A 15,200-nucleotide genomic window follows, 5' to 3' on the forward strand; every position below is an offset into this window, starting at 1 on the left:
GTTCCACCTCAGGTTCAGATACCTGCTCTGGTTCTTGTTCCACCTCAGGTTCGGATAGCTGCTCCTGCTCGGGTTCCACCTCAGGTTCAGATACCTGTTCTGCTTCTTGTTCCACCTCAAGTTCAGATACCTGTTCTGCTTCTTGTTCCACCTCAAGTTCAGATACCTGTTCTGCTTCTTGTTCGACCTCAGGTTCAGATACCTGCTCTGGTTCTTGTTCCACCTCAGGTTCGGATACCTGTTCTGCTTCTTGTTCCACCTCAGGTTCGGATACCTGTTCTGCTTCTTGTTCCACCTCAGGTTCGGATACCTGTTCTGCTTCTTCTTCCACCTCAGGTTCAGATACCTGCTCTGATTCCTGCTCTACCTCAGGCTCGGATACCTGCTCTGCTTCTTGTTCGACCTCAAGTTCAGACAATTGTTCCTGCTGCTGAACATCTTCTTCTTCCGCTCCAGGTTCTTCATGTTGCTGAGCATCTTCTTGCTCTGCTTCAGTTTTATGTTGTTGTTGAAATTCTTCTTGCTCAGCTTCTAGTTCCTGCAGTTGTAATTCTTCCTGCTGAACTTCAGGCCCCTGTTGTTCGGCCACATTAATCTCTTCTTGCTTTTGAAGTTCAGCTGCCATATTTTCTAAATCTTCAAATCCGCTACCAAATAGACTCTCTGAAACTAAAGATTCATCTAAAGAGTCTTCTTTTAATTCAGTCTCCGAGATAGAATTTTGTCCGACCTGGTCTGTTTCAATGTTCCTAGAGATTTCTATTTCCTGTTGTTGTGCTGCTAAATGTTCTAAATCCTTATTTTCATTCTCTTCATCTTTTGCCGCATTTAAGGTTTCCTGATAATTTTCTAATCCTTGCTCCTTGTCAATTTGTTCAGAATGCAACTTATTATAAAGACTCTCAAGATTTTCTCTCTCTTGAATTTTATCTCGCAACTTATTTAATTGAACTTGCTTTTCTTCGGGAGTTTTGTTATCCCAACTTTTCTGGTACTTCTCCAATTGGCTTTGTTTTAATTTTGTAGCGTGTGATGAGTATTCAAGACCAGATCTTATTTGACCTAATGTATCTTTAACACTTTGTTTCAAGGTTGTACCTGTTGAAGCATCGAAAACCTTTGTATAATGGTTTAATCCGGATAATCCTAATTCTGTTCCTACATCTAATCCTATATGGATTTTACTTATCAGGTCTTCTAAACTGTATCTCGGCATTTTACTTGGATCAGAAAGAGCTTCCTTCATTCTTTCTGTTGATTTTATATGTGCTTCAGGAGATTTGCCAACAAGTAAGTTCGCCTTTTGATTCCTATATAAGTTGACCGTGCTACTTCTTACTTTTTGTGTCGCTTCGCTTGTCTTTTTGGATGCACCTGCTATTATGTCCTTTATATTCATTGATTTTTACGCTTCGGGTAAACGGTCAATGGCCATAAATCCATTACTGACCAGAAATATAATAGCTTCGGATAACATGACTACAATATCAACTTTAGGCATATCGATGACTTGGACAAGATTTTCAACAAGCGATTCTAATGAGAAAAGAGGATTTGCCAAACGCCAAACAGTAGCTGTGATTAATGGTAGTGATACAGGAGGAGCGCCAAGGAACTCTGTCAATTCATACTCTCCATCATTTTTTAATTCTATGTACCCTTTAGTAATAGCAATATGTTTTGTTCTAAAAGAATTTGAAAGTATGTCCCTCGATTCAAAGACAAGTCCTTGCTCCTTAAGAGCATCGATATGACCTTGAATAACGTGCAATTCCAGGTCCAGTAATACTGTGAATTTTTCAACGCTGTAAGATGCCATTTGTGCAACTTGCCACACTTTATAACGATGCTCTTCGAGCAGCAATCGTTGTTTCTCAAATTGCACCCCATAATGAACAAGGCCATCTTTATGCTGAAACTTTCCTAGCTCTTGACCAGCACCAATCATAATTGAACTCATGCTTGCACCTCCAGTTGGTCTGCATTTACATACTCTAGTCCCCATAGGGTAAGCTTGTATAATTTAAGACCATGTATATTAAACAGTGAGATCGCAGTTTCAAAATTAATTCCGCGTTGATCCATTAGGGTATCAATCACTTCAAGCAACATAACCTTCCCAGCAGCTGCATTCCACACATCGTATTGATCTTTGGTGAATACAAAGGTCTTATTTGCATTAGAATCCCCAATGAGATATTCCTCATTGATCAGACCATGTGCATATCCGTATCGTGTTACTTGTAGGTTTATCAAATTCTTATCTTTCATGTCGGAAAAAGACCATGGCATAATGAGATTTCTCTCGATGAGTCTACGAACAATTTTTGAAAAATCAAAATTCGGAATGTTTTTAACCTTTTGTAGAATGGCAGATTCCCAAGATGCTAGTGTTTCAAAGCGATGGATTTGCTCCCAAACGGTGTATTCAAATTGACTTAGTTCAAACTCCTGAAAACCATTTGCTACCACAAACATTTTAGATTCATTGTCCGCCGGAAACTCTCCGAGACCTCTGCCTACACGCACATAACTCAGGTCTTTATTAATCAAAATAAAATCACTCCTACTCTATTAATGTTGACATCCTTAAGATTTAGGTTTGGCTGGGTAGAAACGGAAAGGCTCTCCATTAAATGGTGATATAATACATTGTCCAATCTTTAAATCTGTAAGATCCCAGTCTTCAATAACATTTCCATCTACGAGATGTTCTTGTATACCTTTGTTTGCATTAGATGAGGAATAAGCAATCATCCGTTGGTTTTTCCCGTGACGATTTGTGATATAGGAGCGGCTTGGTTCATCGAAGAGTCGGAATGCAAATACCGTACCAAATCCACTCAAAATACTATCTGCCAATGACTCTGAATATACATGTTTCACTTGTCCGATGTTTTGAATACCTGCGATGATTCGAACACCCAGGGAACGTCCGAAATTCAGTGCGTTATCCATATAGTTTAGCTTTGGAATAAGTGGAAATTCATCAAGAATGAAATATACATTTCCACGACACTGTTCCTCTTTAGTACCGAGTATATTTTTCATAGCAATATCTAAGATCATCGTATAGATTGGTTTTAATACATTTGAACTTGCAATATCGTACTCAAGGAAGATGGCTCTACCATCACGTTCTTGTATTGATTTAGTGAGAGAAAAGTCTCCTGCTTCTCTAAAAGCACCATTAAACACACCAAAAAGGTTCTGATACAAATGCATCAAGAAAGATTGGTTGGTGTTTGGATTATTCTCTTTACTTATGTAACTACGAACCCATGATAAATCTTGATGATTTAACAGCAAATTTCGAATAGAAACATCGCTTGCCTTCTTTACCCATTGAATCAGGGTTTCATGATCCTCGGTTCCCCCTTCTTTTTCCATTCCCCTTACTTTTGCGCTTAAAATAGCAGCCAATAAGTCTCGAGCTCCTGTCGCAAAGATGGGTGCTGACGATCGCTCAATATCGTCTTTAAATAAAGAAGAAGCGATCTCCCAGATGACTTCATCTCGTTTCTCTACCGGTGTCGCGATAATATCTTGAAAGATGTTCCATCGTACCCTACCTTCTACATTATCACTTTCGTTAGTGAGAACGTAATCTCCTGTTCGATAGAACTTTTTCAAATAATCCCCTTTGGCATCAAAGAAGATAAACACATCGTCACTTGTTGCCCCGCTACGTAGTGCACGAACAACATGATCCATGGAAACTGTCTTTCCGCTTCCGATCGAACCTACAAAGAGAAGATGACGTTGAAGAAGTAAAGGATGCAGCATAACTCCTGTTCGGTCTACTCCTGGTATTCCATAATTGGCCTGAGGCTCATCTATCCATTTTACTTCATTAGGTGTTAGTGTATGAAGTTGCTGACCATTAACAATATTATTTTTCAGAAGACTCAAGGTTTTCCTCCTCAGAAAAAAAGAGTCCATTAGAAAACATTGGCTCTTTTTTCCTCAATCTATGTATTTGTTAACTCGTTTTTGCACCACATTCTGGACAAAAAACAGCGTTTATTCCATAAGCAGTGCCACATTTGCACTGGTTTGTTAGTGAATCTGAAGGATCCTTATCTTCCGTTTTATTCATTTGTTGTTGTAGATTACGAGATGCTGTAACAGTCGTTTCTTTAACTTTGTTTGCAGTTTGTATCACTGTATTGAGAGAAGACGACAGTTGCTCACTTACTGGAATGGTCAGTATGCTTCCTTCTGTCATGGGTATATCTTTCCATTTTTCAATCGCCATATCTCCCATTACTTGTACATCCTGAATCAGAGCTCCTAATTCACGCAGCATTTGTTCAGTATGACGGCCTGGTGCAGCAGCGGTGATTGTCATGAGTGCCTGGTTATTTGTTACGCGCGAGAATAACGTGCTTGCTTCAACTGCTACGCTGAGTGCGGAAGAAGATTGTGCTCCAAAAATATTGATGTGCATCAACACGCCTTTAGATTTCAAGCCAAAGTACACCATTATGGAACCAATAATGAGTAAAATCCACGAGATTAATGTAGAATTATTCATTGTCATAATCAAGCCAAGAAGTCCAATAATAGCTCCAAAGATAAGCATTTTGAAACTACGATGACGAACTAGGCCTGCCATGACACCGGTAATTGTATCGATTTTAGCATCTCGGATGATGAGTCCAGTACCCGCAACAGATTCTGAGTTACCAGTAAAGATAACTCTCCGATTCGTTACAATTACATACCCTTCTCCTTTAGGAACATATAAAGCTGAGGCTTCATATTCCCGGATGACAATCTCGTTCTCAGCCAACGTAATACCGCGAACCATATTCATTTCTATTCCTCCATTATTAGGTCTACTAACTAGTATTCTTCTTTTTTGTTTTCACTCTAAAGTGGCTCTCGTAATATGCCGCACTCGTTACATGTGTAGATATATGTAATTGGTATTGAAGTGTGATGCTCCATATAGCATATCGGACTTACTGTTATTAACAGTGTTATTTCAACCGTAAATGGTAACTTGATTCTATCTTTGGCCTATCGTTACATTATCAAATTAAAACAATCCTTCTGTATCAACATAAAACGAAAATGATGTTGGTATGCTATGTGATTCAAAGAAAAAATATATGTTTTTAGTTCCTTTCGAAACACTTGATATTTGCATATTGCCCGTCACTTCACTTTTACTATCTACTGGATCATCTAAGAATTTTTTAGAGGCTAGACTCCAGTTATCATTGATTGGTGTGAAAAAACTTGATGCACTAGTCGTGTACATCTTTCTACCTTTAACATTATCATCTGCTCTAACTTGCGAGAGATCAACATCAACTCTCTTATTGCTATTATTTTTCACTGTAATATTTAATTGTACTTTACCATCAATTTTACTTAGAGAATTTAAAGTGATAGTTACGCCCTCACGTGTAACAGTAAGCGGCAGCTTTTCAAACTTATTGATTTGAATAACACTTCCAGAAGAAACAGAAAACCCAACCTCTTGACCTAATTCCTTTAATGGCATGTATACGCGATTATTAATCGTAACTGCTTGACCTTCGAATAACGCCTCTGAACCATTAACTAGTATTTTGCTATTTTTCACAGGTACAGCTTTTAAATAATTATCCGCTGCATAAGAAACTCCTGAGAAAAATATCGCACCACACAGGAACGCAGATATTATTTTTACTCTTTGTTTCATTATTCAATCCTCCAACCTAACATTTTCCATTATTATATCAGCACAATAAAAATAGGTCTATATATTTATAAAATAACAAATATAACTAGTCTTAAAGAACCATATAATTAATTGGTTTAATATAATATTTCTCTATTTTATGTGAAATTGTAACATTCATTTGTAAACCTGCATTAGGTTATGGTTATTAATTACTTTCATTTGATATACAACTGTACCAAACATAGAACACCGTAGGTATAAGCAAATTCACTTATGAAGGATTGTAAAGCTAAGCACGACAGCTCCTCTAAAAAGGATTCGTGAGCGGTTCTCCAACCCAAGGCATTTTCGTGGTCTGTGGTTGATTAAGCGCAATGTAGTCTCCAAGGCTTCATCCGTCATTTATGCGCAATCTGTCACCTTGGGGAAAACTCTCGCAAGAGGCCATTGGCATTCTCATTCGAGCCGCGTTGCCAGGGAAAATACGGATCTGCGAAATACACCTGTAGCCCATGAGCGACTTCCAGGCTGGCGTAGCAGGCAAATCCTTGCCACGATCTGCAGGAGCGGTTTGAAATGCACCGTCAGGGTACAGCGAAGCTGCTACCAAAAGCAATCTCTATGGACAAACCTATATGGTTAGGCATGGGAATGGCGGTATATAGGCGGGTCCTACGTTCGATGAACGTAGCTAACTAAACTGCCCTTGCTTTTCCCACAGCAGGAGACAATCGTATCGGTCTCCCAATGCCAAAGGTTTCGCGGGATCGAACTTCTTTCGGACGCTGAGAGATGGTCATACCCAAAGCGAACTTGACACGTGTCTCGGCAGTCTTCTGCCGTTTACCTGTATGACTAGCACAGTAAGGTATGCCTTTCACCAAAGGTCTGTATACTGCCTACGAACGATCGTTTTAAGCAGACTACAGACTGTCCTTCTTGACGAAGACATTCTACAATTTGCTCAGGAGGCCATGTAACCCGGAGTTTTTCTTTGATGAGGATAAACTGCTGTAGTGACCATTTTCTGGAGGGGATGGAGGTCATACGTCGCTGAACATAGCTTCTCCTGAGATCGCTGCGCACGTTAGGAATTCCGCGTTTCGTTTCCAACGGAGTTCTCGACAAATGGTGGCATGATAATACCAGTAACATGGGCGATGGCCTGGCACTTTTCTCCTGTTGGTGGAGGATTTTCAGCTTTCTGCGTTCCATTATACTAATATGTGTGTAGTCCTGGTGGTTTCACCTTGTATGAATGTGGTGTAGGAAGCTTCATTCTACACGTTATTTCAGAAACTAAGTTCATTACTAAATTCCAAATAAAGTATTGAATCTTCATAGAATATAAAAAGCCGTTGATTGTTGTTATCAACGGCACTCCAACTATTATTTAGTTACCTTGTATTTAATCAGTTTATATTGGTGGTCGCTAATCACAGTGCGATAGACCACATTTTCGGACGAGTCATATGCAAAGTTACTCTTATGCACATCATCTAAAACAAAGTATTTACTAAGTATAATGTCTCCATTATCTTTCATTAAGGTATACCTCTCTCCCCATTTGTCATCAATGGTCCCAAAGCTAGTATACTCAATATAGCTATCGTTTCGATAGGATCTCATTAAACCATTAAAATTAAGCTCTCCTTCATACGTACGAGAAAACAGCTTTTTGAAGTTATGATCATATAAAGTGATAATGTGTTCAGATTTGTTATCAATTAATAGTTTACTTCCGGTTGAATGCATAGAAATATTCGTGTTTCTATCAAGCACGGTGTCCCATTTGAGTTTACCATTAACTCCATAGGCCATTAATTTCTGTCCACCATATGAATTGGATCTTGCATATTCTACAATTAGTGTACCGCCATTTAGTTGATGATAACCCGCAACGTAGAAACCACCAAACTTTTTGGAGTTAATCGTAAATAACGGCTTTTTCAAAGAGGTTACATCTTTAAAAACCTCGATTTTATTCTCACCTACAAAATGGAGTACATAACCAGAAGTCAGTACTTCAGTTTTATAACCTAACACAGTCTCGCTTGTCGTTATTCCTTTGGAATTTAGTGTGATAAAACGGGACTGATTTTTAAGACTATCCGTTTGTTGTAGAACAATACCGTTTTTATACGGATAGATATTTGAGAAACTTAAATCCTTCTTCTCATATATACGTTTTCCTTTCGCATCCAAACTAAGAATATTAAACGTTTTCCCGTGATTCGTAGAATATTGATAGAATATACTTCCGCTCTCGTTATAGAACCAAGCGTGATTCAAAGGGTAAAAATTCTTCACTTTATTTTTAATGTCGTACGCCCAGGCAATTTTCCCTGTCTTATTATTTATCGTGTATAGGCCAAAGTTATTACCAGACAAAGTGCCCGGGTTTAGCATGACAAGCTCAGCAGCACGGTTAATATTGTCTTGAGGATTGTAACCTAGATCAAAGCTCAGATAATTAAATTCTTTAGGAAGAGTATGTACCCATTCCTGCTGTAGCCCTCCGTGCTCCTCTAAGCTTAATTCGGTGAATTCTGCGTACATCTGATTTGTACTGGCTAAATACAATGTAAAAACTACGAAAATTGCTATCAACCTTTTAGATATCTTTCCTTTCAATACTGGCACAGCCCTTCTCTTATTTATGTTTGCTTCTATGTACACGACGAAATATTAATATGATTAACAGTAAAGTTCCTGAATCGATTTTGTTTCTCTTAAAGTATCTACCTATGCAATTTAAATTGGATGCAAACGATCCCTCTATTATAGGTGTCTTTTGCTCTAGGTTTAGTTGGATTTTCTCCCATTTTGATTAATCTATACCGTAGACAAATCACTGTGACCAAGGATATAAATGCAACAAGCGTTAATTTTGTTTTGCAAGCGAGCTAAAGTAAATTTTGCGCAAAAGAGTATGAAGACAAACAAGCAAATAACATCCGTACACTGTATCTAGTCAGACAGCTGGTGTTATACATCAATATCAAATGTCATTCCATCTTCATCAATCTGTTTGCTTCCTCCACCAAACCCCCATCCATTTGACTCAATAAATGCTATAAATTTATCAAGAAATTCATCATTATCAACATCGCCCTGATTGGCAAAAACTGTACCGTTAACTTCTATTCCTTTTTTCATACTCTATCCTCCTTCCCAACGGTTATATTGTCACAACTTTTAAAGTAATATCCACTCGTTCAAAGTTAAGATATTTAAAGGTTCTATCAGTTTTACTCCCTAAAGATAATTCTCAGTAGGTCGTTTCGAATGATCCTGATATCGACAAGGTTGTAAGACTGTGAGCGCATCATAAGTTAAAGATGAGGTTACGGAAACCTCCTTTAAATTTGAAGTAATCGTATGTAAGGTGACCTGCGATCAATAACTATGTTATTTTAAATGTCGATCATAGGCACCTGCAAAAGTAATTCCTACAATTTTAACTAGATCGTAATGCTTGAACTCCTCCTTTGAATCAATCAATCCATTAACCACATTTGTTGCTCTTTGTATAAGTTCTTCCTCACTGAGTTTCTCATTGGAACCAATACGAACATTTTTATTAATATAATCATCTTTCTCATCTTTACAAGTGTAGAGGTTCACCACGACATTATATGCAAATCTCTGATTATTACTAAACTTTTTCACGTCATCTGTCATTGGATAATACTTCATTTTTTCCTCCTTGGAATACATTGTAATGTAGGCTTATTTTTTAATTTTTATAATATAGTTTTTCTAATTCAAGTCTTTTCTTCTAGTTAATCCGTATCATATCCGTATACAATAGCCTCAGATTATTGGGCAACTCAAAATCATGATGGAAATGACCAAAGTACCAATGCTTATAATTGGCTTTTTGCTCTATTCCCTGAAAGTATGGATGCATCTCGTCCAAATCCATGTGAAGGTCACAACAGTTTGCAATGTACTTTAAGGCAGTTGTTGAGCATGTGTGAGTTATAATGTAGTCTACTTTCCAGTCAACTTTATCTAAGTTTCTTAATCCTTCTTCGTATTCCGCTTGCGAAGGCATTTCACGGCTCCACCACGATTTACCCTCTTTTCGATACTCTTTATCATGAGAAGCAGCTCCCCCAAACGTAAAAAACGTTTGACCTTCAATATTAAAAACTTGTCCTCGCATCAAGTGGATCACGCTTTTGTTTATCCTATGTACTTCACCCCCATTCCAGCTTTCAACAGGGTACTGCTCTAGCAAATCAAAATTTTCATGATTTCCATCTACAAAAAGAGTGGTGAACGGCTTGGTTTTGTCTAGCCACTTAAGCCAGTACCGATCCTCATTACTATCATCCCATAACAATCCAAAGTCTCCAGCAATGATGACATAGTCATCTTTTGTCATGTGTTTCTGTTGTGGGAAGTTCCGGCTATTTAGTCGCTTATTGATGCTAATGGTTCCATGGATGTCTCCCGTAATATAGATCATAAACTCACTCCGATTAATTCAGGTTATTGAGTAGTTCCACCATCTCATTACATTATAAAGTTAAAATCCCAGAACGTCATTATTTTACAGATTAAAAGGAAATAATTTTGTATTTACTCCAAGCATCATAAATAAAATACAAATGCCTATACTAATACACTGTCAACTTGTGTACCCACTATATTTCTTTTGAGACCATGACCTGGCATTAATTCGCCCCAAGAAAAATGATTAATTCCAACTTTCCTGAGGGTGAAGTTGAACTAGTAACTTTAATTCTTTAAATGCAAAAAAAGCCACTATACTAGCGGCTTTATATGTTAATTATTTTTTTGTACTTCTAAAAACTCTTTCAGACAGCAGGACAAGAAATAGATCTGATTATTATCATTTTTCAAGTTTTTCAACTTCTTGTTCTGTTAATCACGTGGCTTTTGCAATGGTTGTGATATCCAAATCCATTTCAAGCATATTTTTGGCCACTTTCTTTACTCCAGCCATTTTTGCACTTTCCAGCATAGAAGCCTCATCATGCAGATATTTCTGTCTAGCCTCATACAATCGTCTAGCTTCCGAAGCATGACTTAAATATTGCAAAGTGTCCCTCACCCTTCAGAAACAAAATCCAATTAAGTCAGAACACCTTCAGATCTGAGTACATTTGGGTCTTCGATTAGTTAAATCGCGTATCATCAAGATCAAAAACATTCACCCTGTGGAATACGCTCACTTTCCTGTTTACATATGATTAGTTGTTTTCTACCTACATGCTGTATTCAGATACCAATACTGTTTACATCTAATTTTTTGCTCCATTTTTTGATTTCAGAATCTCGCTGTAAATAATAACTAATTCCCTTCGTTCTCGCATGAGTTGAGCACTTTTTTTGAAATATCCATCATTTTGAATACTTATGCTTAATCATTCTTATTCACGGTTTCCCAAGTTCTTGTCAAACCTTGAACTATACGATCAATTACGTTTTGGCTAGAGAAATATCCATTATGGCTAAGCGGATTCCAGTAACTTTTCCAATTGCCTACGTTCATCTGTATGTCTTCACTAACCACTTTTTCATAGGCTGGATGGACGGGTTTCAGCGGATAACCAAGGATGTCATCATTGTCAAAAAAATTCACCCATTCTCCCGTAAAATCAGGTTGAGAACTTGCAAATGTAGGACTAGGAACTTGAATAGGTTTATCAAAATCTTTATAACGTAAACTCCATAAAGGCAGTGTTGTTCCACAGGAATAAAATAAGCTTAAAGTGTCTCCACGTTCAAGCGCTGAATCAGCATTGATTATTTTTGGCTTCCACTGTGCTGAATTCTGTCTATCGTAAAAATAATTACTTGCGATCACGGTACCTAGGCTGTGAGATATTACACAAAGAGGAGCATCATAACCTGCCTCCTCAGATAACTCATGAAGAGCCGTACTGATCGTATTATGTACTGCCATGTAATTATGATCATTAACTTCCAGGGGTTGGTATGCCACAGCATCGGCCAAATAGTGAAACATAATATGTCTTAGCTTTTCAAAATGTAAGTCATGACCATGGAATAACTTACACTTTAATTCTTCTTCTCTCCCCTCAAATATCTGTGCCCAATAAACGGGTTTTATGATGAGTGGCTCTTGAGTGATCTCCAAAGTATTATATTGTTTAAACGAATCTTTTAAGGAATGTATAAAAGGCTCTGCAAAGTTTTCCTTTTGCATGCCCAGTCCATGGATAATTAATACAGCTATAGGCTTAGTCATTGTACCCCTCCAAATCAGAATATTTTTCGATATTAATATCCAATTAATTTTCTGATTTTATACACTGCTTTACAAACAATGGTTTATAAGTAGACGGTTCAGATGGGACCTCGCCAAATGAATGAGCATTAGACACACTTTTTATAAAGCTGTAGTTGTTAAATATAGGTAAGTGATGGATGTGTATTAGAAGCATTTATTAAATTATCAAGTACTGAATTAAAAAGAAAAAATGATTGCATATCCATGCTTTGGATTGAGTTCTATTACTACGAATTGAAGAATGTGTCTCAGTAGGGCTGATCCAGTTTCTACATAATGAATTAATAAAATCACTTCAATGGATACAATGATTACTGTTGAATAAAAATATGATGAGTAGTGAAACAATATTGTGGTAGAACTTGATTTCTGCAAAGCTTGGTTGTGTAGTATTCAGCCTTTAGATATTTTTATATAAGCAATGCAAACAGTATTTTATCTTAAGAAGGAGGGTTACAATGGAGAAAGTAATCGAGTGCGGTGTTATCATCAAAGGTGAGTTCCACAGGATTTCAATCCACCAGCTTCCTACCGATATTATTGAGCAAGATTATCCATGGGTCGGGCATGAAAGAAGATCTACTAAAGTGTCTTTCAGTGAATATGGAGATGGACAACTAATATCCTTTACAAAAGAATGGAAAATTGGTGAAATCAATAAAATTGGAGTCTTGCCCAATGAATGTATAGTCAGTTCTATAAATGGTGAACATCAACCTACAATAGAACAGACTTAAAGTCTTCATAATGGATACTGGTTAAAAAAATGACACGCCTTTTTGTTAAGGCGTGTCATTTTTCAATTTTGAGATGACAGTTATACTTTTAGAGAATCCTAAATTAAACAACTTCATACTCGTTGTACAAATTAGTTTTACCTTTAGCAAAGAAATCTCTATTGTTTAATATGTTTTCTTCTTATAAATTTCTCACAATTATGATCGATGCAGTGTAATATTTCACTCCATATCGCTACGCTTCACAGTAACTCCGTCATCAAAGATGATTTGGTCCATCTGAAAATCAACTGTGATCTTCTCGAGTGGTGTATCCCGTAGCTCGCTATCCTCATCCATAAATTGATTCACTTCAAAGCTACCATCATAAGAAGCGGATGAACCAGCTTTGATTGCTTTATCGTATTTTACGTTAAGTGATTTGATCTCATTTCCAAACATGTCTTTGAAACTGATGACGCCTTGAAATCCTTTGGCTGTTTTGTCAGAAATATTATTCAAATCAAGTGTCATGTTAATGATGTCTCTGAAAATCCATTTATCCGAGTCTGCGTAGGTCACACTTTTCTTAATTAAGCCAACTTTTATGGACTCATTCAAAAGTTTAAGCTGAACTTGTTTTTCCTTTTCCGCTTCTTCTTGTTTACGTTTAATCTCTTCTTGTCTCTTTTTTTCTTCTTCCGCTATTCTTAGCTGTCTCTCTTTTTCACCAGTTATGATTTGACTAACGGTTTTAGCAGAAAGATCTGCACTTTCACTATTTGCGTTCTCAATTGCTTTGCTGTAATAATCTTTTTCCTCTTGTGTAAGTTGAGTGCTATTCTTCACATCTTGTGAGACGGTTTCTGAATAAAGTTCTTCCGTTATTGGCTTACCACAGGCAGATAAAACAACGACCATCAAACTAATTATAATAGATAATGCTATATTTCTTCTTTTTAATTCCTTCACTTCTACACAACCCTTCAAAAGTTTCAAAAACTGATAAAGATACTTAAGCCAGATAAAATTATCTGCATAAATGTATCTGAACCATTGTTGAGATAGTTGACTTACTTATCTTTCACAACCAATACCGTCTCCATCACGATCAAGTTTACGACTGTATCCAGGCTCCCCTTCATAGATCGGGTCAGCTCCTGCGGCTCTGACAGCATCACAGTTTTTATAGTACACATTCGTTACAATTGATTCGTTTTTAACTTCGTTGTTCTTTTCAACACTTGGTGCTTGCGTGACAACAACCGGCTCTTCAATCGCAGGCTTAGGTTCAACAAAGCCGCTGTCTTGGACATAGTTTTCTATACTCCAGATCCCCTTTGCTTTTACACGTGCTTGTTTCTGGATTTCTTCAAATTGATCTACATATTTCGTATTCGGTGGATATATGTAAGCAACACGAGCTAACCCATATTCGAGTAGTTGCTCATTTAACATTTTATTGTCTATCCATACATATGCTAACAATCTCCCGTATTTATCGCGTTCCGAAACATCTAATTCAAGTTCCATATTCCCTTTGGCAACCTGCTTCTTTACAAAGTTGGATGCGTCTTTAGCAAAAGGCTGCTCTTCCTTCTCTGGATGAACGGATTCCGGTGTATCAATAAGTAGTAAACGAACTTTTTCTTCTTTGCCTTCTACCGTAACTTTTAACGTGTCGCCGTCCGTTACTTCAACTAAAGTAGCAGGAAACCTATTATGATTATTTTGGGTTCCTTGAGTTTGTTTTCCTTTGGAATCTGAGCTCTGGGATGTCTCTATAACATCTGCTGTATTGCTTTTTGTCTCAGAATTAGATGAGCTGTCCTCTTTAGTATCAACCACAGCGATCGGCTCTGTTTTGTTTGCTGTATCAGAAGAAAGTGATCCTACAAACAAAATTAGAAATACTCCTGCAAACGCTCCTAAGACATAAGTCAGTGTTTGCTTACTTCCCTTGGTTTGACTCTTTTTAAATTGCTTATATGCCCAGTATCCTAGAGCACCAGCGACAAGAAGATAGAAAAACTTAGTGATTACAGCAATTATGAATGCTATAACAATAATGTATAAAATTATTCTTCCCATTTCATCCTCCTTAGTAAATTTGTACCGAAATGGATTATAACATAATTAGGTAATTGGGAATATGTTTATCTAGGTCTGAAGATACAAAAATCCGAAAAGATTAGTGGTATATATAAAATCAATATCTTTTTGGGATTGCATTAATACAAAAGTAACTACGCTATCTCCTCAATCGAAACTCCTCAAAAGAAAAATAACGAAACTGTCTTATACTAATTTGTAAATGCAAAGATAAAAATGCATTTCATAGGATTATGTTGGTGGTATGATTCCAACATTTTACCTGTTGCATTTTTTACTTTGGATAAACATCAGCTCTAAATTGTTTTCACTTCAATTGCGACCAGATCTACATGGACTGAAAATCACCATGAACAGCTTGTTCCAGTGCTGTATTATAATCCTCAACATTTTAATTCAGAATGAT

At 37.1% G+C, this 15,200-nt stretch carries 15 protein-coding genes and 1 pseudogene; 1 reads left to right on the forward strand and 15 read right to left on the reverse strand.

Annotation, left to right across the window (positions count from 1 at the left end; translation table 11 throughout):
* The 13 genes and pseudogenes from PAEAM_RS31570 to PAEAM_RS03155 form a co-directional block, all read right to left on the reverse strand.
* The coding region (locus tag PAEAM_RS31570; protein ID WP_207765551.1) for a putative sodium/potassium/calcium exchanger at nt 1-1,399 on the reverse strand (1,399 nt) is incomplete at its 3' end.
* 6 nt (nt 1,400-1,405) lie between these two features.
* Entirely contained in the window at nt 1,406-1,960 is a 555-nt protein-coding gene (locus tag PAEAM_RS03105) for a hypothetical protein (RefSeq protein WP_100526606.1), read from the reverse strand.
* Entirely contained in the window at nt 1,957-2,553 is a 597-nt protein-coding gene (locus PAEAM_RS03110) for a hypothetical protein (protein WP_100526607.1), read from the reverse strand. Before PAEAM_RS03110 ends, PAEAM_RS03105 begins: the two co-directional genes overlap by 4 nt.
* A 36-nt stretch (nt 2,554-2,589) precedes the next feature.
* Nucleotides 2,590-3,912, reverse strand: a complete 1,323-nt coding sequence (locus PAEAM_RS03115; protein WP_100526608.1) for a type IV secretory system conjugative DNA transfer family protein — start codon at nt 3,910-3,912, stop codon at nt 2,590-2,592.
* A gap of 70 nt (nt 3,913-3,982) precedes the next feature.
* Complete coding sequence (locus PAEAM_RS03120; RefSeq protein WP_100526609.1) at nt 3,983-4,819, reverse strand: zinc ribbon domain-containing protein; 837 nt, start codon at nt 4,817-4,819, stop codon at nt 3,983-3,985.
* Nucleotides 4,820-5,044: 225 nt separating this feature from the next.
* Nucleotides 5,045-5,695, reverse strand: a complete 651-nt coding sequence (locus PAEAM_RS03125; RefSeq protein WP_100526610.1) for a hypothetical protein — start codon at nt 5,693-5,695, stop codon at nt 5,045-5,047.
* A gap of 401 nt (nt 5,696-6,096) precedes the next feature.
* Nucleotides 6,097-6,195 (reverse strand): annotated as a pseudogene (locus PAEAM_RS32670) (IS30 family transposase); the annotation flags it as partial.
* A gap of 871 nt (nt 6,196-7,066) precedes the next feature.
* Nucleotides 7,067-8,320 carry a hypothetical protein gene (locus tag PAEAM_RS03135; RefSeq protein ID WP_100526611.1) on the reverse strand — a complete coding sequence of 418 codons (1,254 nt, stop codon included), beginning with the start codon at nt 8,318-8,320 and terminating at the stop codon, nt 7,067-7,069.
* 345 nt (nt 8,321-8,665) lie between these two features.
* Nucleotides 8,666-8,836, reverse strand: coding sequence for a YggL 50S ribosome-binding family protein (locus PAEAM_RS31665; RefSeq protein ID WP_165789814.1), 171 nt, complete (start codon nt 8,834-8,836; stop codon nt 8,666-8,668).
* Nucleotides 8,837-9,088: 252 nt separating this feature from the next.
* Nucleotides 9,089-9,376, reverse strand: coding sequence for a hypothetical protein (locus PAEAM_RS03140; RefSeq protein WP_100526612.1), 288 nt, complete (start codon nt 9,374-9,376; stop codon nt 9,089-9,091).
* 82 nt (nt 9,377-9,458) lie between these two features.
* On the reverse strand, nt 9,459-10,154 hold the full coding sequence (locus PAEAM_RS03145) for a metallophosphoesterase family protein (RefSeq protein WP_100526613.1): 696 nt from the start codon (nt 10,152-10,154) through the stop codon (nt 9,459-9,461).
* Between the two features lie 423 nt (nt 10,155-10,577).
* Nucleotides 10,578-10,751, reverse strand: a complete 174-nt coding sequence (locus PAEAM_RS03150; RefSeq protein ID WP_243391253.1) for a hypothetical protein — start codon at nt 10,749-10,751, stop codon at nt 10,578-10,580.
* 321 nt (nt 10,752-11,072) lie between these two features.
* Nucleotides 11,073-11,924, reverse strand: a complete 852-nt coding sequence (locus PAEAM_RS03155; protein ID WP_100526615.1) for a chemotaxis protein — start codon at nt 11,922-11,924, stop codon at nt 11,073-11,075.
* A 500-nt stretch (nt 11,925-12,424) separates the two neighbouring features.
* Here PAEAM_RS03155 and PAEAM_RS03160 point away from each other — a divergent pair, with 500 nt between their 5' ends.
* Nucleotides 12,425-12,703: a hypothetical protein gene (locus PAEAM_RS03160; protein WP_100526616.1), complete on the forward strand. Its 279-nt coding sequence runs from the start codon at nt 12,425-12,427 to the stop codon at nt 12,701-12,703.
* A gap of 222 nt (nt 12,704-12,925) precedes the next feature.
* Here PAEAM_RS03160 and PAEAM_RS03165 read toward each other — a convergent pair whose 3' ends face one another.
* Nucleotides 12,926-13,654, reverse strand: coding sequence for a hypothetical protein (locus tag PAEAM_RS03165; protein ID WP_100526617.1), 729 nt, complete (start codon nt 13,652-13,654; stop codon nt 12,926-12,928).
* A 105-nt stretch (nt 13,655-13,759) separates the two neighbouring features.
* Nucleotides 13,760-14,773, reverse strand: coding sequence for a thermonuclease family protein (locus PAEAM_RS03170; RefSeq protein WP_100526679.1), 1,014 nt, complete (start codon nt 14,771-14,773; stop codon nt 13,760-13,762).
* Nucleotides 14,774-15,200 lie beyond the last annotated feature (427 nt).

The organism is Paenibacillus sp. GM1FR (genome assembly GCF_002803315.1).
In the GTDB taxonomy this organism is placed as follows: Bacteria; Bacillota; Bacilli; order Paenibacillales; family Paenibacillaceae; genus Paenibacillus; species Paenibacillus amylolyticus.